Origin of the sequence: Saccharothrix longispora (assembly GCF_031455225.1) — a bacterium.
Classification (GTDB): domain Bacteria; phylum Actinomycetota; class Actinomycetes; order Mycobacteriales; family Pseudonocardiaceae; genus Actinosynnema; species Actinosynnema longispora.
Genome location: NZ_JAVDSG010000001.1, coordinates 1,254,449 through 1,274,387 on the forward strand (window position 1 = coordinate 1,254,449; position 19,939 = coordinate 1,274,387).

Genomic DNA, 19,939 nt, shown 5'->3' on the forward strand with positions numbered 1-19,939 from the left:
GCGCGACGAGACGGGAAGAGGGGTGGTCCTCGTGGCGGAGCCAACCGACCAGCGCTGGTCGCCGACGGTGATCCGGCCGGAGGACGCGGGGGTCGCGCCCACGGCGGCCGGGCTGGTGGAGCACCTGGCGTCGGTCGGCGACCTGGGCGCCGAGCTGACCCGGGCGAAGGCGTTGGTGTGGCGGGGTTTCTCGGTGCGGCCGGACGAGTTCGACGCCGTCATCGACCACCTGCTGCCGGAGCGCTGGGCGTACCGGCACGGCAACTCGCCGCGCACCAAGGTGGGCGACATCGGCGCGAACGTCTACACGTCGACCGAGTACCCGCCCGAGTACACGATCTCCATGCACAACGAGCTGTCCTACGCCGCGCGCTACCCGAGCCGCCTGCTGTTCTACTGCCAGCAGGCGCCCTCGGGCGGCGGTGCGACCCCCGTGGTCGACGGCGCCCGGTGGCTCGCAGCCCTCGACGAGGAGGTCCGCGCGGCCTACCGCGGCGGCGTGCGCTACCGGCAGAACCTGCACGACGGCCACGGCTTCGGCAAGAGCTGGCAGGAGACGTTCGAGACCGCGAACAAGGCCGACGTCGAGGTGTTCCTGAAGGAGACCTCGGCCGAGTTCGAGTGGCGGGCCGACGGTTCGCTGCGCGTCGAGCAGAGCGGGCCGTCCACGGTCGTGGACCCGCGGACCGGCGCCGAGGTCTGGTTCAACCAGTCCGACCAGTGGCACGCCGCCGGGCTCGGCGACGAGACCGCCCGGGCGCTGGCCGAGATCCTGGCCGAGGAGGACATGCCGCAGTCGGTCGCCTTCGCCGACGGCACGCCGATCCCCGCCGAGTACGTCGTGCAGGTGCGCGACCGGGGCTTGGCGGAGGCGGTCGACAACGACTGGTCCGAGGGCGACCTGATGCTGATCGACAACGTGCTCGTCGGGCACGGCAGGCGACCGTTCACCGGCCCCCGCCGGGTGCTCGTGGCCATGTCCGGATGAGCGGAGGTACCAACGGATGACCGACACCCTGTCCCAGGAGCAGACGCTGCCGCACGTGCGGGAGGCGGACGACGACCGACCGCTGCACGAGGTGGTCGCGGCCGACCGGGCGCGCTGGCGCGAGCTGCTCACCACGCACGGCGCCCTGCTGTTCCGCGGCTACCCGGTGGACGACGTGACCGCGTTCGAGGCGGTCGTGCGGGCGTTCTCCGGCGAACCGCTGACCTACAGCGAGCGCTCCTCGCCCCGGCACTCCATCAAGGGCAACGTCTACACCTCGACGGACTACCCGCCGGACGAGGAGATCTTCCTGCACAACGAGAACTCCTACCAGGCGGTGTGGCCGCGGGTCGTCTACTTCTACTGCGACCGCGAGCCGGAGACGCGGGGCGCGACGCCGCTGGCCGACGTGCGCCGCGTCCACCGGGCGATCGACCCCGCCGTGCGGGAGGAGTTCGAGCGGCGCGGCTGGATGGTCGTGCGCAACTACCGGCCCCACTTCGGGGTCTCCTGGCCGGAGGTGTTCGGCACCTCCGACCGCGCCGAGGTGGAGCGCTACTGCGCCGACCGCGGCATGGTCGCCGAGTGGCTGGGCGACGACCACCTGCGCACCAGGGCGCTGCGCAAGGCCACCTACACCCACCCGGACACCGGTGAGGACGTGTGGTTCAACCACATCACGTTCTTCCACCACTCGTCGCTGGACGAGGACCTCCAGGAGGGCCTGCTCGGCATGTTCGGCGAGGAGGGCCTGCCGACCAACACCTACTACGGCGACGGCGCCCCGATCCCGTCCGACGTGGTGGCCCACCTGCGGGCCTGCTACCGGGCCGAGTCGCGCCGGTTCGACTGGCGGCACAAGGACGTCCTGCTGGTGGACAACATGCTGGCCGCGCACGGCCGCGAGCCGTTCACCGGCCCGCGCAAGATCGCCGTGGCGATGGGCGAGGCGCACGTGTCCGACTACCTGGCCAACGGGGGGTGAGCCGTGGGCCGACTGCCGACCACCGGGTCGACCGGCTGGCTGCGGGTCTACCGGTCCCGCCCCCGCGCGGCACTGCGCGTGGTGTGCTTCCCGCACGCGGGCAGCGGCGCCAGCGTCTTCCACGGCTGGGCCGAGCGCCTGCCCGAGTCGGTCGAGCTGGTGGGCGTGCAGTACCCCGGACGCCAGGACCGCAGCCGGGAGGAGCCCGTCTCGCGGCTGGAGGTGCTGGCGGACGAGGTGGCCGCGGTCGTGCCGCGCCTGTTCGACCGGCCGGTCGCGTTCTTCGGGCACAGCCTCGGCGCCACCGTCGCGTTCGAGGTGGCGCGGCGGCTGTCGCCGAGGTTCCCGACGCCGCTCGCCGGGCTGGTCGTGTCGGCCCGCCGGCCGCCCGCCGACTGCGCGACCACCGGCTACGACTTCACCCGCGACGACGACCTGCGCCGCTACCTGACCCGGCTGGGCAACCGGGCCGGCCCGGCGCTGAGCGACCCCGACCTGTGGGACCTGCTGATCCCGCCGCTGCGCGGTGACCTGCTGATGTCCCAGCGCTACCGCTACACCCCCGGCCCGCCGCTGACGTGCCCGCTGACGCTGGTCGCCGCCGCGGCGGACCACAGCTGCACGATCGACGACATGCGCCCCTGGACCAAGCACACCATCGGCCCCGCCGACGAGCACGTGGTGCCCGGTGACCACTACTACGTGGACGCGCCGCCCCGCGAGCTGTTCGACGTCCTGGCCGGTGCCGCCGACCGGCTCGGCTGAGGCCGGGCGGTCCGCCCGAAGGGTTGGGAACCGATGGCCCGGACGAAGCACCTCATCTCGATCGACGACCTCGACGACGACGACCTGCACCACGTCGTGGACCGCGCCGCGGGGTTCGCGGCCGGGACCGCCGAGCACGGCCGGCCGCTGGCCGACCAGGTCGTCGGCCTGTACTTCCGGCGGACGTCGACGCGCACCCGCACGTCGTTCTGGTCGGGCTCGCTGCGGCTGGGCGCGGGCGTGGTGAACTTCGGCCCGGCCGACCTCCAGACCAACACGGGGGAGACCACCGAGGACACCGGTCGGGTGCTCTCCTCCATGCTCGACGTCCTGGTCGCCCGCACCTGCGGCACCACCGAGGAGCTGCGCGGCTGGGCGTCGTGGGGCGGCATGTCCGTGGTCAACGCGATGAGCGAGCTGGAGCACCCGACCCAGGCGCTCACCGACCTCGCCACGATCAAGGCCCACTTCGGCACCCTGTCCGGCATCAGGGTGGCCTACCTCGGCGAGGGCAACAACAGCGCGACCGCGCTCGCCCTGGCGGCGGCCCGCGTCCCCGGCATGGAGGTCGACTTCCGGACGCCGCCGGGCTACGCGGTCGACCCGGGCGTGATGGCGCGGGCGCGCGCGGTGGCCCGGCGCACCGGGGCGACGCTCTCCGAGTCGCACGACATGTCCACGCCGCCGTCCGGGGTGGACGTCCTCTACACCACCCGCTGGCAGACCACCGGCACCGCGAAGCCGGACCCGCGCTGGCGCGACGTCTTCGCGCCGTTCCAGGTCGGCGCGGCGCTGTGGGACACCAACCCGGACGCGGTGTTCATGCACGACCTGCCCGCGCACCGCGGCGAGGAGGTCACCGCCGAGGTGCTCGACGGGCCGACGAGCATCGCCTTCCGGCAGGCCGCCAACAAGATGTGGACCGCGATGGCCGTCGTCGAGTGGTGCAGGGCGTGACCGCCGAGCCGATCGCGGGGGGACCGCCCTCCACCGGGGGAGTCCCGCCCCTGCGGCGCAACCGCGACTTCCTGCTGCTGTGGACCGGCGCCGGGTTCTCCCAGCTGGGCGCGAAGATCAGCGTGATCGCGTTCCCGCTGCTGCTCGTCTGGCACGGCGACTCGGCGCTGGGCGCGGGCCTGGTGGCGTTCGCGGGCCTGCTGCCCGCCCTGCTGCTCCAGCTGCCCGCCGGCGTCCTGGTCGACCGCTGGGACCGCCGCCGGCTGATGGTCGGCTGCGACGCGCTGGCGTCGGTCGCCATGCTCAGCGTGGCCGTCGCCGTGCTGTTCGGCGTGGTGTGGCTGCCGCACCTGCTGGTGGTCAACTTCGTCGAGGGCGCCTGCCTGATCTTCTACCTGCTCGCCCAGCGGGCCGCGGTGCGCAACGTGGTCGAGCCCGAGCACCTGCCCACGGCGGTCGCCCGCAACGAGGCGCGCGGCCGGGTGGCGTCCCTGCTCGGCCAGCCCGCGGGCAGCTCGCTGTTCGCCCTGCTGTCCTGGCTGCCGTTCGCGGCCGTCGCGCTCGGCCACCTGGTGGCGCTGGTCAGCCTGCTGTTCGTGCGCCGGCCGTTGCAGACCGAGCGGGTCGACCGGCCGCTGGCGCTGCGCCGGGACATCGGCGAGGGCCTGCGCTGGCTGTGGGAGCAGAAGTTCCTGCGCGCCGCCACGGTCATGGTCGCGGCGACGAACTTCTTCGCGCAGGTGGTCAACCTGGTCCCGCTCGTGGTGATCAAGCAGACCGGTGGCTCGGCCGCGCTGGCCGGGCTGGTGGGCCTGGTCGGCGGCGTCGGCGGCGTGTGCGGGGCCCTGTTCGGCGGGGTGCTGCTGCGCAGGCTGTCGCTGGGCGGCGTCCTGCTGCTCGACCTGGTCACGCGCGCCGCGCTGGTCCCGGTGATGGCGTTCGCCACCGCCCTGCCGCTGCTGTTCGCGCCGTTCGCGCTGATGTCGTTCACCGGCGCGGTGCTCAACGTCGGCGCGGGCGCCTACATGGCCCGGGTCGTGCCCGACGAGATGCAGGGCCGCGCCATGAGCGCCGTCATGCTGACCTCCTGGGGCGCGAACTCCGCGGGCGCGCTCGTGGCGGGCGTGCTGCTGAGCACCCTCACCACCGCCTCGACGCTGCTGTGCGTCACGGCCGGGCTGGTCGTGCTCCTCGTCGGGGCGGTGCTCAGCCCCACCATCCGCAAGTCCGACGCCCGCTGATCCGACGCCCGACGGCCCGACGCGCGCCGGTCCGACGCCCGCCGATCGGCGGGCGTCGGACTCATGGGGTCCCGGTCCGTCACAACCGGCCTTCGGGCGGTGCGACGCGGGCCAGCGCCATCTCGTCCCGTACCCGCACCACGGCGAACGTGGCCGCGGTGACGGCGGCGCGGGCCGCGCCCAGCACCTCGCCCAGGCAGGAGTGCACCTCGGCCAGGTCGCCCCCGGCGCGGGCGCGCTGCGCGGCGTCCACGGCCAGCGCGGCGGCCTCGACCACGCTCAGCACCGCCTCGTCGAGCGGGTCGGAGCGGTCGGACGTCGCCTTGAGCACCTCCAGCCCGGCGGTCATCGGCGGCAACAGCGGCGTGGAGCTGGACATGGTTCCTCCCGGGCGGTCGGTGGGATCGGGCAGCGGGACCACCACAGCGGCACCACCGGTGGGCGAGCCACGGTGGTGCCGCTGTGGTGGTGGGTGGTCCGCCCCGGTGCCGGGCGGTGGTGGCACCGGGGTCAGCGACCGGCGGGCAGGGTCCCGGGGACGGCCGCCTCCAGGACCCCCTCGGGGGCGCCGGAGAACGTCCGCATCCCGTACAGCAGGGGGTTCCCCGGCCGGTTCTCGACGTCGAGGATGCGACCGAACACCACGGTGTGGTCGCCGACCCGGTGCAGGTCGGCCACCGCGCACTGGGCCACCGAGAGGGCGTCGTCGACCAGCACCGGCACCCCGTGCGCCGAGCGCTCCCACGCCACCGAGTCGAACCGGTCCGGCGCGGCCGAGGCGAACCGCTCGGCGGTGGCCCGACCCCGCTCCGACATCAGGTTCACCGCGAAGGCGCCGGTCTCGCGCACGGCGGCCAGGGTGCCGGCGCCCTGGTCGAGGCAGACCAGCAGCGTGGGCGGGTCGAGGGTGACGCTGACCAGCGAGTTGCAGGTGAGCCCGTGCGGCCGGCCGGAACCGGAGAACGCGGTGACGACGGTGACGCCGGTGAAGTAGCCGGTCATGAAGTCCTTGACGGCTCTGGGGGCTACCTGCCCGGCGTGGGTGTCGGTCCGGATCGTCTGCATGTGTTGCCCCCATCGGGTGATCGTCGGTGATGTGCTCCGCGGGTCGGCCGGACGTCCCTCCGCCGGTCAGTCGTTGATGCTGGCGAGGTACTCGTAGCAGCTGGGCAGGGTCGCGACCATTTCGTCGGCCTCGGCCTTGAGCTTGGCGAACTCCGCCAGCGCGTTGGTCGGGTCGAGGTGGCGCAACGCGGGGCGCGCGGTGAGCGGGATGCGCCCCAGGCCCAGGTTCATGGTGTTCCACGAGTAGCTCTCGAACCCGTGGTAGTGCGGGTAGATCGTCTCCTCGTCGAGCAGGTGCGACTCGGCCAGCGCCAGCTTCTCCTGGAGGGCCTCCGGGATGGGCCGGGTCTTGGTCTCCTTCCAGTACGGCGTGTCCTCGCGGTCCGCCGACCGGTAGTGCAGGACGAGGAACTCCTTGACGCCGTCGACGGCCTTGTTGATCCGGTTGTTGTAGGCCGAGATCATCCGCTGGTCGAAGCCGCCGTCGGGGAAGTGCTTGACCAGCTGCTCGATGGCGTGCTGGATGAAGAAGATGCCGGTGGACTCCAGCGGCTCGACGAACGCGCTGGACAGGCCGATCGCCACGCAGTTGTTGACCCAGGAGTTGTCGTTGCGGCCGATCCGCATCCGGATGTGGTTGGCCTCCAGGTCGTCCCGGCCCGGCGCCACCTTCTCGCGCAGCTCGCGCTCCGCCTCCTCCGGCGTGATGAACTGGTCGGAGTAGACGTAGCCGTTGCCGTTGCGGCGGAACAGCGGGATCGTCCACGACCAGCCCGCCGTCATCGCGGTCGCCGTGGTGTACGGCTGCATGTCGGTGGCGTCCTCGCGCGGCACGCGCAGCGCGACCGCCCGGTTGTTGGGCAGCAGGTCCTCGAAGGACTGGAACTTCTCGCCCATCGCCTTGTTGATCAGCAGGCCGCGGAAGCCGGTGCAGTCGACGTAGAGGCCGCCGGTGATGGCGCCGTGCTCCTTGGTGCGGATCTCGGAGATCCAGCCGCGGCTGTCCAGGCCGACGTCGACCACCTCGTCCACCACGTGCTTGACGCCGCGCGCCCGGCCGAAGTCACCGAGGAAGCGCGCCACCGCGTCGGCGTCGAAGTGGTAGGCGTAGGGGAACTGCGCGCGCTGGTCGTCCAGCGTCGACTTGCCCAGCGGCCCGTCGAGGCTGGACACGAACAGCGAGCCGTCCAGCATCCGCGGCGAGCGCTCGGCGTCGCACAGCGCCGTGGTGATGAAGCACGACCGGTCGAACGGCTCGCTGCGGTCGCCCAGTTCGAGCCACCACTCCGCGAGGCTGAACCCGTCGGCGCCGCGCAGCCGCTCGAACGGGTGGTAGAAATGCTCGCCGGGCTTGCGCCAGTTCTCGAACCGGATACCGAGCTTGTAGCTGCCCGCGCATTTCGGCAGCCATTCCCGCTCGTCCAGGCCGAGGTAGTCGAAGAAATGGCGGACGGTGCTGAACGTCGCCTCTCCCACGCCGATCCGGGAGACCTGCGCGGACTCCACGAGGGTCACGTCGACGCGGTCGCCGAAGGCGGTCTTCAGGTAGGTCGCGGTCATCCACCCCGCTGTGCCGCCACCCACGATCACCACGGATCGGATCATGTGCCACTCCCTGTCAGGTAAGCTTTCCTCGTGCCGGAACGCGTCCCCGGGGAACTCCCGGCGGGATTGCTCGGGGCGGTTCGGAATCGTCCTCGACTCTGCTGTTCCGCGCCATACCGGCGCTATATTGCGGGTATGCTTCCGGAATATCAATTGGCGGCCGACAGAACGGGCGCGGCGTCCGCCCACAGGTCCGGCACGCGCCCCAGGTGCTCGACCACCCACTCGTCGGAGTAGATCGTGTCCAGGTAGCGGTCGCCGCCGTCGGGCAGCACCAGCACGCACGTCGAGCCGCGGGGCAGGGACGGCGCGAGGCGGTGCAGCGCGGTGACCGCCGCACCGGACGAGCCGCCCGCCAGCACCGCCTCCCGCTCGACCAGCGCGCGGCAGCCCGCCACGCAGTCCAGGTCGGTCACGTGCACCACGCGGTGCGGCGCCGAGGCGTCGTGGATCTGCGGCCGCACCGACGCGCCGTGCCCGGGGATCAGCCGGGACACCGGCGGGGGAGCGGGGTCGAACAGCGCGCTGCCCACCGCGTCCACGGCGATGATCTCCGTGCGCAGCCCGTGCCGCCGCACGTAGCGCCCGCAGCCCTGGAGCGTGCCGGTCGTGCCCGCCGGGACGAACAGGTAGTCGACCGGGTCGTCCAGCGCCGTCACGATCTCCCGCATGGTGCGCTCGTGCGCCTGCGGGTTGCGCGGGTTCGCGTACTGGTTGGGCCAGAACGCGTGCGGCAGGGTCGCCACCAGCTCCCGGACCCGGGCCAACCGCGCGGGCAGCAGCTCGCCGGTCTCCGGGTCCGGGGTGGTGACCACCTCCACCTCCGCGCCGTACGCCCGGAGGATCTTGACGTTGTGCCCGGTCGTCTTGGCGTCCACCACGCAGATGAACCGCAGCCCGAAGTACCGGCACAGCTGCGCCAACCCGATCGCCAGGTTGCCCGAGCTGGACTCGACGACGACCGACCGCGCCGGGTCCAGCTCCCCGGTGTAGAGCTTGTCCAGCAGCATGGCGACCGCGGTGCGGTCCTTGATGCTGCCGCCCGGGTTGAACTTCTCCACCTTGGCGTGCACCTGGAGGTCGAGCTCGACGGAGAAGCGTTCGAGCTCGACCAGCGGCGTGCTGCCGACCGTGGAGAGGATGCCGCGCAGCGCGGGGTTGACCATCGGCTCAGAAGCCCGGCGCGGCGGCCGGTGCCCGGAGCGAGCCGAGGTACGGGTGCCACAGGTGGTCCGGGTCGGCCTCCACGGCCGCCACCACCTCGCGCATCGCGGCCAGCGCCTTCGGCTCCTCGCCGTCGTACACGTCGCCCTGGAGCATCTTGAGCACGTCGGTGCGGTAGCGCGGGTCCTGCACGAACGCGGTGAACAGCACGTTGAGGCGGTAGTAGATCGAGATGAACTCGTACCAGTACTTCACCGCGCGGCGCAGCTTGGTCTCGTAGGTGTCGAACCGCTTCTTGGCGTAGTCGCCCTCGGCGTGCGCGGCGATGATGTCCTGCGCGGCGATGCGGGCGCTGTTGAGCGCGACGCTCACCCCGCTGGAGAAGATCGGGTCGACGAACCGGGCGGCGTCGCCGATCAGCACGAACCGGTCGCCGCAGATCTGCGTCATCGCGTAGCTGTAGTCACCCTCGACCTTGAACGGCCGGACCTGCTTCGCCTTCTTCAGCGCCTCGGCCAGCTCGGGGCGGCTGCCGACGAAGTCCCAGAAGAACTCCTCGCGTTCGGTGCCGGCCTCGGTGAACCGCTTCTTCTGCGTCACCACGCCGATGCTGGTGATCGTGTCGGTGATCGGGATCTGCCAGACCCAGGTGTCCTTGATCGGCAGGAAGTGCACGAAGATGTGGTCGACCACGGACGCGTTGGGCGCGATGGCGTCCCGGTCCAGGTCCTCGAACCAGGTGTGCAGCGCGTACTGGTCGAACACCGGGTCGGACACCTTGAGCTTGAGCTTGCGGCCCACCATCGTCTGCCGGCCCGACGCGTCGACCACCATGCCCGCGGTGTAGACGGCATCGCGCGGCCCGAAGCGGACGGTCACCTTGACCGCCTCCGGGTCGTCGAAGTCGACGTCGCGCACCCGCGCGCCGTTGAACACGGTCGCGCCCTGCTCCTGGGCGTGGCGCAGCAGGATCGAGTCGAACCGGGCGCGGTCGACGTGGAAGGTGTAGTCGCGGTCCACGCCCGGCTGGTTGCGCTCGACGAACTGGATCTCCGCCGACCAGTCGTGCGACAGCCCCTGGTAGCCCATGAACGGGATGTCGCGGGACTCCGCCGACGTCCAGGACGCGCCGAACTTCTTCGGGAACTTCGCCTCGTCGACCTTGTCCAGCACGCCGATCTCGTTCAGCACCGGAGTGGTCGCGGGCACCAGCGACTCGCCGACGTGCGGCCGCGGGAACGTCTCGCTCTCGAACACCACCACGGACAGGCCGGCCCTCGCCAGGTAGGAGGCCATGGTGGACCCGGCCGGTCCGCCGCCGATGATCGCGACGTCGTAGTCGGTGGTCATGAGTTCTCCCTGTCCGCGGTGCTCGCCGCGACCGGTTCGGCCTGCGGGTCGTGTTCGGGGGCTTCGGCCAGCACGAGGCCGGCGATGCTGGTGATGTCGCGGAAGTTGCGCGAGTTGACCTTGGCGTGCGAGACGTACACGCCGAACCGCTCGCGGACGTGGGTGAGCAGGACCGCGGTGCGCAGCGAGTCGATGATGCCCCACTCCAGCAGCGGCGTGGACAGGGTCAGCTCCCGGTCCTCGTCACCCCACAGGAACTCCTCCCGGATGAACTCCAGCAGCGCGAGTTCCACTTCGCCTTGCTTCACGGCGTACTCCTCTCCGGGCCGGCCGACGCGTCGGCGACCACCGGCTGCTCCTTGCGTTCGGTCCGCCGCGCGACCAGGTCCTCGTGCCTGCGGACCAGGGCGGGCCGGTCGACCTTGCCGTTGGACGTGCGCGGCAGGTCCGCCGTGACGTGGACCCGGTCGACCACGGCGTAGGACGGCAGGAGGCGGGCGCAGTGCGCCTTGACGCCCAGCGGCCCGGGGGCGCGGCCCTTCACCGGCACCACGAAGGCGACCAGGCGGGCGTCGATGCCGCTGCCCGCCACGACCACCGCGGCGTCGTCGACGTCCGGGTGGCTCTCGACGGCCAGCTCCACCTCGCCCAGCCCGACCCGGTGGCCGCGCACCTTCACCGTGTGGTCGCGCCTGCCGACGTAGTCGAACGAGCCGTCGTCGAGCACGCGCACCACGTCGCCGGTGCGGTACGGGCCGCGCTGGGGCGGGGAGCCCCAGTAGCCCAGCAGCACGGTCGGGCCCTCGACCAGCAGCTCGCCCTCCTCGCCGGGACCGGCGACCGCGCCGTCGGGGCGCTCGGCCCACGCGGTGTCGCCGGAGCAGGCCAGGCCGATGGGCACCGGCCGGTCCCGCTCCAGGTCCGCCGGCGTGACCTCGTGGAAGGTGCAGACGTTGGTCTCGGTGGGGCCGTAGAGGTTGAGCAGGCGGGCGTCGGTCCAGCCGGCCAGGGCGCGCACGCCGCCGATCGGGAACGGCTCGCCCGCGAAGCAGAGCACCCGCAGCGCGTCGGGCGCGGGGTCGTCGAGCAGGCCGCCGTCGCGGATCATCAGCACCAGCGCGGACGGCACCGAGTACCAGACGCTGATCCGCTCGTCGTGCAGGAACCGCACGAGCTGCGCGGGGGCGTAGGCCAGTTCGGCGGGCAGCAGGTGCACCGACGCGCCCGTGGCGAACGCCGCGTACAGGTCGAGCACCGACAGGTCGAACACCAGCGGCGCGTGGTTGGCCAGCCGGTCGCCGGGGCGGACGTCCAGCTCGGCGACCGCCCAGTCCACGAAGGCCCGCGCGTTGCGGTGGCTGACGCACACGCCCTTCGGCGTGCCGGTCGAGCCGGAGGTGTAGAGGACGTAGGCCAGGTCGTCGTCGGTCACCCGCTCGTGCACCGGCTCGACCTCGCGGACCTCGTCGTCGTGCAGGTCCAGGCACGGCGCCGTGCCCGCGATCGCCTCGCGCAGGTCCGGGAGGCGGCCGGCGTCGGCGCAGACGGCCGCCGCGCCGCAGTCCGCGGCGAGCATGACGACCCGGGCGAGCGGGGCGGTCCGGTCCATGGGCACGTAGGCCGCGCCGAGCCGGAGCACGCCCTGCATGGCGGCGACCACGTCGGTGGACTTGTCCGACCACAGGACCACGCGGTCGCCCCGGCCCACGCCCAGCGCGCGCAGCCGGTGCGCGAACCGGTCGGCGGCCTCGTCCAGCTCGCGGTAGGCGAGCGCGGTCCCGGCGCAGGACGCGGCGAGCCGGTCGGGGTGGCGGGCGGCGGTGTCGATGACGAGCTGGTGGAGGCTCACAGGCCCATCCCCCTCGCGACGATGGTGCGGTGCACCTCGTTGGTGCCGGAGAAGACCCTGGCGGGCAGCGAGTCGCGCAGCTGCGCCTCGATCCCGGTCTCGGCGAGGTAGCCGCTGCCGCCGAACACCTGCATCGCGGTGATGCCGTTGGCGACCGCCGCCTCGGACACGGCGATCTTGGCCAGCGAGACCTCGGTGGTGTCCGCGCGGCCCTGGTCCATCCGCCAGCACGCGCGGTAGAGCAGCAGGCGGGCGCTGTCGAGGCGGTGGCGCATCTCCGCGATCGGGTGCGCGACGGCCTGGAACTCGCCGATGCGCTTGCCGAACTGGCGGCGGCGGCGGGCGTGCCGGACGCAGCGGCGCAGCTGGTCGTCCATCAGACCGAGGTAGATCGCGAACAGGCAGGCGCGCTCCCAGCCCATGGAGTGCTGGAAGATCGCCCCGCCCTGGCCGGGCTCGCCGAGCACGTCGCGCGCCGGCACGGGGGTGTCGGCGAGGGTGAGCCGGCCCGCGGGGCAGCCGTGCAGGCCCATCTTGACCATCGGCGGGCCGACCTCGACGCCGGGGGAGTCGCGGCGGACCACGAAGCCGGTGTTGCCGAGGAACCCGGCGCCCGGGTCCGTGGTCGCGTAGGTGACGAACACGTCGGCCAGGGGCGCGTTGCTGGAGAACGACTTGACGCCGGTGAGCCGGTAGCCGTCGCCGTCGGCGACCGCCTTCGTCCCCAGCCGGGCGACGTCCGAGCCGGCCTCGTCCTCGGTGATCGCGTTGGCCGCGATCACGCTCCCGTCGGCCAGCCCCGGCAGCAGCTCCGCGGCGGTCCCCGGGGTGGCGAAGTCGCGGACCGCCACGGCGCAGGCCAGCAGGTGCGCGGCGACGCCGAACACGAGGCCCGTGTCGGGGCACGCCCGGCCGAACACCTCCAGGCTCAGCGCCGTGTCCAGGGCGCCCAGGCCGCCGCCGCCGTGCTCGACGGGCAGGCACAGGCCGGTCAGCCCGAGCCCGGCGGCCACCAGCCAGCGGTCCCGGGTGAAGTGACCCTCCGGTGTGGACGGACGGTCGTCGCCCAACCGCTCGCGCACCGCGGCGTCCAGGTCCTCGCCGCGGCGGCGCTGTTCGCGCGTGAGATCGAAGTCCATGTCCTTCTCCGGTTCGACGACTCGGCTCCGCCCACGCTCGCGGGTCGACCTATATTCGGGCACTACCCGGACTGTCCTCGCCGGATCAGCCGGCGCGCACGGGTTCCCGTGGCGGCGGCAGGGCCTGGTCCGGCGCGGGCAGCGCCGCCCGGTCGACCTTGCCGCTCGCGGTCGTGGGGAACGACGTCACGCCGAGGTAGGCGACCGGCAGGTGCGTCGCGGGCAGCCGCAGGGCCAGGAACTCGCGCAGGCCGGGCGGCACCGAGCCGTCGGCGGTGCGCACGTAGGCGGCCAGCCCGGTGCCGCTCGCGGTCGGGAAGCCGACCACCACGGCGCCGCGCAGCGCGGGGTGGGCGGCCAGCGCGGCCTCCACCTCGCCGGGCTCGATCCGCACGCCGCCCACCTTGACCTGGTCGTCGCGCCGGCCCAGGTACTCCAGGGCCCCGTCGTCGCGCCGGCGCACCAGGTCGCCGGTGCGGTAGAGCCGCGCGCCGGGCGGGCCGCCCGGGTCGGGCCCGAACCACTCGGCGGTCAGCTCCGGGCGGCCGAGGTAGCCGCGGCCGACGCCGACGCCGCCCGCGAACAGCTCGCCCCGCCCGCCGGGCGGCACGGGTTCCCCGCGTTCGTCGAGCACGAGCACGCGCAGTCCGTCGATGGGCCGGCCGATCGGCACCGGGCCCGACGGCTGGGCGGGGTCGAAGCGGTGCGCGGTGACGTCGATGGCGCACTCGGTGGGGCCGTAGGTGTTCCACACCTGCACCGCGCCGGGGTCCGGCAGCTGGGCCAGGAACCGGTGCACCAGCTCGGCGTGCAGCTGCTCGCCCGCGGAGAACAGCAGCCGCAGCGAGCCGCAGTGCGCCCAGCCCGGTTCGTCGACCAGGGTCCGCAGCAGGGAGGGCAGGACCTGGAGGACGGTGATGCCCCGTTCGGCCAGCAACCGCGTGATCAGCGCCGGGTCGCGCTCGGCGCCGGTCGGGGCGAGCACGGCCGTCCCGCCGGACACCAGCGGGGCGAAGATCTCCCAGCACGCCGCGTCGAACGTCAGCTCGGTCTTCTGGAGCACCCGGTCACCCGGGCCGAGGCCGTGCGCGCGCACCGTCCAGCCGACCCGGTTGGCGATGCCCGCGTGGTGCACCACCACGCCCTTGGGCGTCCCGGTCGAGCCGGACGTGAACAGCACGTACGCGGCCTGGTCGCCGGTCACCGCCGGGGGCGCGCCGCCCGGGAACCCGTCGGCGGCGGTCAGGTCGCGGTCCAGCACCACCGTGCGCACGCCGGCGGCGGCCATCGGCGCGTCGGTGATGGTCTGGGTGAGCACGAGGTCCGCGCCGGCGGACCGGAGCAGCGAGGCGGTCCGGCGACCGGGGTGGGTGGGGTCCAGCGGCAGGTAGGCGCCGCCGGCCCGCCACACGGCGAGCAGCGCCACCACGAGGTTCACCCCGCGGTGCAGGCACACGCCGACCGTGCTCTCGGCGCGCACCCCGCGGGCGCGCAGCAGGTGCGCCAGCCGGTTCGCGCGCAGGTCCAGCTCGGCGTAGGTCAGCGGGCCGGTCTCGTCGAGCACGGCCACCGCGGCCGGGGTGGCGGCGGCCTGCCGGGCGACCAGTGCGGGGATCAGCCCTCCGGGCGTCGGGGTCATCGCGGGTCCTCCTCACACCGGTGCGCGGGTCGGCGCTTCACGCCAGGACGTGCCCGTGCAGGTCGCGCAGCGGGCGCGAGCGGCGGTGGTCCAGGTGGACGAAGGTCCGGTAGAGCCAGCGGTCGTTGCCGTCGTAGCGCGGCGTGAACAGCGTCCGGCCGTGCAGGGTGACCCGGTTGTCGACGAGGGCGAGGTCGCCGGGCAGCAGCACCAGCGTCTCGACGACGGTCTCCACCGCGTCCCGGAGCACCTCCAGCGCGTTCTTGGCGTCGGCGTCGTGGCCGTGGGTGGCGTGGAAGTCGACCTGGACGTCCGGGTCGGTCGGCTCGCCGGTGAGCACGGCGTGCGCCGGGGCGGCGTCGTCCGGGCGGCCGAACGACGGCGGGGCCTGCGTGGTGAACCGGGGTTCGGCGAGCACGGCCCGGACGTCCTCGGGCAGCTCGTGCACGGCCCGGCGGATGCAGCCGACCTGGAGGCCGGCGACGCGCTCGTGGTCGGCGCGCACGCACAGCAGGCCCACGTAGTCCGGCCGGCGGGGGTGGAACGCGTTCTCCACGTGCATCTCCAGCCGGGTGGAGCCCGCGTTGCTCTGCTGGGTCTCCCGGCCGGGCACCGGCACCACGTTCTGCACGAGCGCGCCGGACTTCTCGTTGCGGTAGGCGATGACCTCGCCGAGCTGCATGGACACCATGCCGATCACGGCGGCGCCGGGCGTGGCGTCGCGCTCGACCGAGCCGGCCTCGTTGGGGGTGGGCCGTTCGGCCGCGCCCGGCAGGTTGCGCACCAGCAGCGCGCCGTTCGGCCCGGGGTCGCGGCGGAACTCGGCCAGTCGCGCGCGCAGCCGCTGCGGCAGCGTCGTCGACGCGATCCGGCACTCGTCGACCCAGGCGGGCTCGTCGACCTTGCGGGGCGGGGTGCCGGTGAGCCGGTCCGCGCCGGCCCTGGCCTGGGCGCGTTCCTCGGCGGTCAACGTGAACACGGCGTTCTCGTCCATCACTTCCCCTTCACAGCACTGCCGGTGAGGACACGGGTCGCGCACGGCAGACGTGGGCGGGCGGTGGTCGTGACGCCCTCCCGGACGTCCGGTCGGCACCGTCCACTGTGGTCGGGTTGGCGCTGCGCGGCCGGCGGGCTGGGCCAGGATCTTCGCGCGGGCTATGCGGGCGCTATACGCGGTCGTCGGCGGGCCGATATGGCTGGGGTATAGGCCCCGCCGGGACCGCCGGGGACCGGGGTCCTCGCCGGGGGCGAACCGGCGGCAGGAGCGGTCGCGGCAGCGGTCCGGGGCGGCCGGCGGCACGCAGTGCTGCGCGGGGCGCCGGTCAGGCCCTATGCTGGGAGCGCTCCCAGAGCTGTGCCCCGCCGCCGTGGACACTTCGAGAGGAGTTCCATGCGAAGCACCACCCGCGCCGTCGCACTGGCCGGCCTGCTGGTCGCGAGCGCGATCACCGTGACCGGACCGGCCCAGGCCGACGTGTCGATCTGCGACCAGTACGGCACGACCACCATCCAGGGCCGCTACGTGGTCCAGAACAACAGGTGGGGTTCGTCGGCGACCCAGTGCATCAACGTCACCTCGACCGGGTTCCGGATCACCCAGCAGGCGGGCTCGGCGCCCACCAACGGCGCGCCCCTGTCCTACCCGTCGGTCTACCTGGGCTGCCACTACGGCAACTGCTCGCCCGGCTCCACCCTGCCCATGCAGGTCAGCCGCATCCGCAGCGCGTCGTCGTCGATCACCTACCGGTACACCGGCGGCACCTACAACGCCTCGTACGACATCTGGCTCGACCCCACCCCGAAGACCAACGGGGTCAACCAGGTGGAGATCATGATCTGGTTCAACCGCCAGGGCTCCATCCAGCCCATCGGCAGCCAGGTCGGCACCGGCACCGTCGGCGGTCGCACCTGGCAGGTCTGGCGCGGCAGCAACGGCGCCAACAACGTGATCTCCTACGTCGCGCCGTCGCCGATCAACTCGTGGTCGTTCAACGTGCTCGACTTCGTCAACGACGTCCGCAACCGCGGGATGGTCACCACGTCCTGGTACCTGACCAGCATCCAGGCCGGGTTCGAACCGTGGAACGGCGGCGTCGGCCTCGGCGTCGACAACTTCTCGGCCTCCGTCGGCGGGTGACGGCACGCCGGGCGGGCGTGGTCGACGCGCACCGCGCCCGCCCGGTCCCGCACCCCGCCGCGACGACATCGCGTTCCGGGGCGGGTACGCGTCCGAATACTCGCGGACTCCACCCGTTCGCCGGAAACGGTGAAGCGTGGCACTGAGTAACTTCCTCACCACGGTCCCTGCCCGTGATCGACCCACGAAAGGTGGAGATCTTGCACCGTGGTGTGAAAAGACTGCTCACCTTGACGAGTGCCCTGGCGTTATCGCTCGTCACCGTCCCCGCCGTCCAGGCGGCCGAGCCCGGCGCCTACTGGACGCCGGAGCGGATGCGCGCCGCCGCGCCGCTCGACATCCGCACCGCGCCGGCCTCCGCGCTGCGCGCGTCGGTCCCGACCGGTGAACCGACCTCCGTCGCCCCCCTGGCCATCCCGAACGGGGGCAGCCCGTGGACCGGTGGCGGCGCCGTCGTGGCCACCGCCGGGCGCGTGTTCTTCACCTACCAGGGCCGCAACGCCTCGTGCAGCGGCAACGCCGTCACCAGCGGCAACAAGAGCACGGTCATCACGGCCGGGCACTGCGTGAAGCTGGACGGCGCGTACCACACCAACGTCGCCTTCGTGCCGGCCTACGACAACGGCAACGCCCCGTACGGCACGTGGAACGCGCGCGCCACCTTCGCCACCCCGCAGTGGCACGCGAGCGAGGACATCAATTACGACATCGGCGCCATCGTCGTCGGCCAGCTGAACGGCCAGTCCCTCACCGACGTCGTCGGGGCCCAGGGCATCGCCTTCAACCAGCCGAAGGCCGCCGACACCTACGCCTTCGGCTACCCCGCCGCCACGCCGTACGACGGCACCAGGCTGATCTACTGCAGCGGGCGGACGTTCAACGCGTTCCTCAGCAACGGCATCGGCATGACGTGCGACATGACCGGCGGCGCGAGCGGCGGTCCCTGGTTCCGCTCCTTCTCCGAGGCCACCGGCACCGGCACGCTCAACTCGGTGAACAGCTACAAGATCAACTTCTTCCCGAACTGGATGTTCGGCCCGTTCTTCGGCGCGGACGCCCAGAACCTCTACAACCAGGCGCAGGCCGCCTGACCCGGACCGCGGGCCGGGCGCACCGCCACGCGCCCGGCCCGCGTGCCGTCACCCCGCCGGCGTTTCGGCGCCCTCCTCCGGGGAAGCCGTTCGGCCAGACGGGCGAGGGAGACGGCATGGAGGCAGTGGTGCGGCACGCGACCGGTGGACGCCGGGAAGAGGGCCCGAACGCCCGGGACGTCGCGTGAGCGGCCGGACCGTCGCGGACGCCCTGGTCGAGCGGTTGCGCACGTGGGGCGTGCCCAGGGTCTTCGGGTACGCCGGTGACGGCATCGACCCCCTCCTGGCGGCCCTGCACCGCGCCGGCGACCCGGAGTTCGTGCCCACGCGGCACGAGGAGATGGCCGCGTTCGCCGCCTGCGGCCACGCCAAGTACACCGGCGAGGTCGGCGTGTGCCTGGCCACCCAGGGACCCGGCGCGATCCACCTGCTGGCGGGCCTCTACGACGCCAAGCTCGACCGCCGCCCGGTCGTGGCGATCGTCGGGCAGGTCGTGACCAGCGCGCTGGGCACCGGCTACCTCCAGGAGGTGGACCTGCACACGCTGTTCAAGGACGTCTGCGGCCAGTACCTCCAGACCGTGTCCGCGCCCGAGCAGCTGCCGGTGCTGCTGGACAACGCCATGCGGACCTCGATCTCCGAAGGCGTCCCGACGTGCCTGATCGTCCCGCACGACGTGCAGCGCGCGGACGCCGCCGACGACCTGCCGCACACCCACGGCGTCGTGCCGTCCTCGGCGGTCACCGCCCGCCCGAGGGTGCTGCCGCGCGAGGACGACCTGCGCCGCGCCGCCGACGTGCTCAACGCCGGAAAGAGGCCGGCGCTGCTGATCGGCCGCGGCGCGGCCGGCGCCGGGCGCGAGGTGGCGCGGGTGGTGGAGGCGCTGGGCGCGGGCGCGACCGCGTCGCTGGTGGGCAAGCCGGTGATCCCCGAGGACGCGCCCTGGCACACCGGCGTCATGGGCCACCTGGGCACCACCGCGTCGGCCGAGCTGATGTCCGGTTGCGACACCCTGCTCATCGTCGGCAGCAACGACCCGTGGACCGAGTTCTACCCGGAACCCGGCCAGGCCCGCGCCGTGCAGGTCGACATCGAGGCGCGCGTGGTGGGCAGCAAGTACCCGGTCGAGGCCGCGCTGGTCGGCGACGCGCGTGAGACGCTGTCGGCGTTGCTGCCGCTGCTGCGCCACAACCCCGACCGGAGCTGGGAGGAGCGGGTGTTCGCGGCGGTCGCCCGGTGGCGGCGGGTGGCCGGTGAACGCGCCCGCACCCCCGCCGACCCGCTCAACCCGGAACTGGTGGTGCACGAGCTGTCCGGGCACCTGCCCGCGGACGTGCAGGTCGCCGTGGACGTCGGCTCGTCCACCTACTGGTTCGCCCGCCACCTCGCGCTCCCGGTGGGCGCGCCCGCGCACACGTCCAGCTACCTGGCGTCGATGGGCTGCGCCATGCCCTACGGCCTGGCCGCCAAGCTGCACGCGCCCGACCGGCCCGTGCTGGCGATGGTCGGCGACGGCGCGATGCAGATGAGCGGCCTGCCGGAGCTGATCACCGTGGCCGACCGCTGGCGCGGGTGGGCGGACCCCCGGTTCGTGGTGCTGGTGCTGCACAACCGCGACCTCAACGAGGTCACCTGGGAGCAGCGCGAGATGGAGGGCGACCCGCGCTTCCCGGTCTCGCAGCGCGTGCCGGAGTTCCCCTACGCGGCCTACGCGGAGCTGCTCGGCCTGCGCGGCATCCGCGTCGACTCGCCCGACGACCTGGCCGGTGCGTGGCACGAGGCCTTCGGCGCGGACCGGCCCGTCGTCGTGGAGGCGATCGTCGACCCGGCCGTGCCGCTGCTCGCGCCGCACCTGCCCGAGTCGGCCCTCGACCAGGTGCACCGCGCGCTGGACCAGGAACCGGACGCCGACGCCGAGCGCGAGAACCTGCGCCGGCAGCGCGCCCAGGAGGGCCACTCCTGAA

General features: G+C 73.2%; 18 protein-coding genes. 8 read left to right on the top strand and 10 right to left on the bottom strand.

The features are described from left to right. Positions 1 to 31: 31 nt before the first annotated feature. Genes J2S66_RS05550 through J2S66_RS05570 form a run of 5 tightly spaced genes read left to right on the top strand, consistent with a single transcriptional unit; the run spans position 32 to position 4,936 of the window. Positions 32 to 988, top strand: coding sequence for a TauD/TfdA family dioxygenase (locus tag J2S66_RS05550; RefSeq protein ID WP_310304566.1), 957 nt, complete (start codon positions 32 to 34; stop codon positions 986 to 988). Positions 989 to 1,004: 16 nt separating this feature from the next. Beyond that, positions 1,005 to 1,973 carry a TauD/TfdA family dioxygenase gene (locus J2S66_RS05555; RefSeq protein ID WP_310304569.1) on the top strand — a complete coding sequence of 323 codons (969 nt, stop codon included), beginning with the start codon at positions 1,005 to 1,007 and terminating at the stop codon, positions 1,971 to 1,973. Positions 1,974 to 1,976: 3 nt separating this feature from the next. After that, positions 1,977 to 2,738, top strand: coding sequence for a thioesterase II family protein (locus J2S66_RS05560; protein ID WP_310304572.1), 762 nt, complete (start codon positions 1,977 to 1,979; stop codon positions 2,736 to 2,738). 33 nt (positions 2,739 to 2,771) lie between these two features. After that, complete coding sequence (locus tag J2S66_RS05565) at positions 2,772 to 3,695, top strand: ornithine carbamoyltransferase (protein ID WP_310304575.1); 924 nt, start codon at positions 2,772 to 2,774, stop codon at positions 3,693 to 3,695. Beyond that, positions 3,692 to 4,936, top strand: a complete 1,245-nt coding sequence (locus J2S66_RS05570; protein WP_310304578.1) for an MFS transporter — start codon at positions 3,692 to 3,694, stop codon at positions 4,934 to 4,936. Before J2S66_RS05565 ends, J2S66_RS05570 begins: the two co-directional genes overlap by 4 nt. A gap of 79 nt (positions 4,937 to 5,015) precedes the next feature. Here the strand turns inward: J2S66_RS05570 and J2S66_RS05575 are convergent, their stop codons facing one another. The 10 genes from J2S66_RS05575 to J2S66_RS05620 all read right to left on the bottom strand — a co-directional run bounded on the left by J2S66_RS05575 (position 5,016) and on the right by J2S66_RS05620 (position 15,741). Then, complete coding sequence (locus J2S66_RS05575; RefSeq protein WP_306746320.1) at positions 5,016 to 5,315, bottom strand: hypothetical protein; 300 nt, start codon at positions 5,313 to 5,315, stop codon at positions 5,016 to 5,018. A gap of 131 nt (positions 5,316 to 5,446) precedes the next feature. Then, entirely contained in the window at positions 5,447 to 6,001 is a 555-nt protein-coding gene (locus J2S66_RS05580) for a flavin reductase family protein (protein ID WP_310304582.1), read from the bottom strand. 66 nt (positions 6,002 to 6,067) lie between these two features. Beyond that, a complete protein-coding gene (locus J2S66_RS05585) occupies positions 6,068 to 7,606 on the bottom strand; it encodes a tryptophan halogenase family protein (protein ID WP_310304585.1) in 1,539 nt (512 codons plus the stop codon). A gap of 149 nt (positions 7,607 to 7,755) precedes the next feature. Next, a complete protein-coding gene (sbnA, locus tag J2S66_RS05590; protein WP_310304588.1) occupies positions 7,756 to 8,772 on the bottom strand; it encodes a 2,3-diaminopropionate biosynthesis protein SbnA in 1,017 nt (338 codons plus the stop codon). 4 nt (positions 8,773 to 8,776) lie between these two features. Continuing rightward, complete coding sequence (locus J2S66_RS05595; protein WP_310304591.1) at positions 8,777 to 10,120, bottom strand: NAD(P)/FAD-dependent oxidoreductase; 1,344 nt, start codon at positions 10,118 to 10,120, stop codon at positions 8,777 to 8,779. Continuing rightward, entirely contained in the window at positions 10,117 to 10,428 is a 312-nt protein-coding gene (locus J2S66_RS05600; protein ID WP_310304594.1) for a phosphopantetheine-binding protein, read from the bottom strand. The genes J2S66_RS05595 and J2S66_RS05600 overlap by 4 nt, the downstream gene beginning before the upstream one ends. Further along, on the bottom strand, positions 10,425 to 11,969 hold the full coding sequence (locus J2S66_RS05605; protein ID WP_310304597.1) for an amino acid adenylation domain-containing protein: 1,545 nt from the start codon (positions 11,967 to 11,969) through the stop codon (positions 10,425 to 10,427). The genes J2S66_RS05600 and J2S66_RS05605 overlap by 4 nt, the downstream gene beginning before the upstream one ends. Continuing rightward, positions 11,966 to 13,108, bottom strand: coding sequence for an acyl-CoA dehydrogenase family protein (locus J2S66_RS05610; protein ID WP_310304600.1), 1,143 nt, complete (start codon positions 13,106 to 13,108; stop codon positions 11,966 to 11,968). Before J2S66_RS05610 ends, J2S66_RS05605 begins: the two co-directional genes overlap by 4 nt. Before the next feature lie 85 nt (positions 13,109 to 13,193). Continuing rightward, on the bottom strand, positions 13,194 to 14,747 hold the full coding sequence (locus tag J2S66_RS05615) for an amino acid adenylation domain-containing protein (RefSeq protein WP_310304603.1): 1,554 nt from the start codon (positions 14,745 to 14,747) through the stop codon (positions 13,194 to 13,196). A 37-nt stretch (positions 14,748 to 14,784) separates the two neighbouring features. After that, entirely contained in the window at positions 14,785 to 15,741 is a 957-nt protein-coding gene (locus tag J2S66_RS05620; protein WP_310304607.1) for a TauD/TfdA family dioxygenase, read from the bottom strand. Between the two features lie 396 nt (positions 15,742 to 16,137). Here J2S66_RS05620 and J2S66_RS05625 point away from each other — a divergent pair, with 396 nt between their 5' ends. From J2S66_RS05625 to J2S66_RS05635, 3 genes are all read left to right on the top strand, one after another. Beyond that, complete coding sequence (locus tag J2S66_RS05625; protein ID WP_310304610.1) at positions 16,138 to 16,884, top strand: GH12 family glycosyl hydrolase domain-containing protein; 747 nt, start codon at positions 16,138 to 16,140, stop codon at positions 16,882 to 16,884. A gap of 230 nt (positions 16,885 to 17,114) precedes the next feature. Then, complete coding sequence (locus tag J2S66_RS05630) at positions 17,115 to 17,975, top strand: trypsin-like serine peptidase (protein ID WP_374726065.1); 861 nt, start codon at positions 17,115 to 17,117, stop codon at positions 17,973 to 17,975. A gap of 184 nt (positions 17,976 to 18,159) precedes the next feature. Beyond that, entirely contained in the window at positions 18,160 to 19,938 is a 1,779-nt protein-coding gene (locus tag J2S66_RS05635) for a thiamine pyrophosphate-requiring protein (RefSeq protein ID WP_310304612.1), read from the top strand. Position 19,939 lies beyond the last annotated feature (1 nt).

Bases quoted from the DNA above. Each gene is read 5' to 3' on its own strand.
- J2S66_RS05555 (WP_310304569.1), top strand. From the start codon at position 1,005: ATGACCGACACCCTGTCCCAGGAGCAGACGCTGCCGCACGTGCGGGAG.
- J2S66_RS05565 (WP_310304575.1), top strand. From the start codon at position 2,772: ATGGCCCGGACGAAGCACCTCATCTCGATCGACGACCTCGACGACGAC.
- J2S66_RS05575 (WP_306746320.1), bottom strand. From the start codon at position 5,315: ATGTCCAGCTCCACGCCGCTGTTGCCGCCGATGACCGCCGGGCTGGAG.
- J2S66_RS05580 (WP_310304582.1), bottom strand. From the start codon at position 6,001: ATGCAGACGATCCGGACCGACACCCACGCCGGGCAGGTAGCCCCCAGA.
- J2S66_RS05585 (WP_310304585.1), bottom strand. From the start codon at position 7,606: ATGATCCGATCCGTGGTGATCGTGGGTGGCGGCACAGCGGGGTGGATG.
- sbnA (WP_310304588.1), bottom strand. From the start codon at position 8,772: ATGGTCAACCCCGCGCTGCGCGGCATCCTCTCCACGGTCGGCAGCACG.
- J2S66_RS05595 (WP_310304591.1), bottom strand. From the start codon at position 10,120: ATGACCACCGACTACGACGTCGCGATCATCGGCGGCGGACCGGCCGGG.
- J2S66_RS05610 (WP_310304600.1), bottom strand. From the start codon at position 13,108: ATGGACTTCGATCTCACGCGCGAACAGCGCCGCCGCGGCGAGGACCTG.
- J2S66_RS05615 (WP_310304603.1), bottom strand. From the start codon at position 14,747: ATGACCCCGACGCCCGGAGGGCTGATCCCCGCACTGGTCGCCCGGCAG.
- J2S66_RS05620 (WP_310304607.1), bottom strand. From the start codon at position 15,741: ATGGACGAGAACGCCGTGTTCACGTTGACCGCCGAGGAACGCGCCCAG.
- J2S66_RS05625 (WP_310304610.1), top strand. From the start codon at position 16,138: ATGCGAAGCACCACCCGCGCCGTCGCACTGGCCGGCCTGCTGGTCGCG.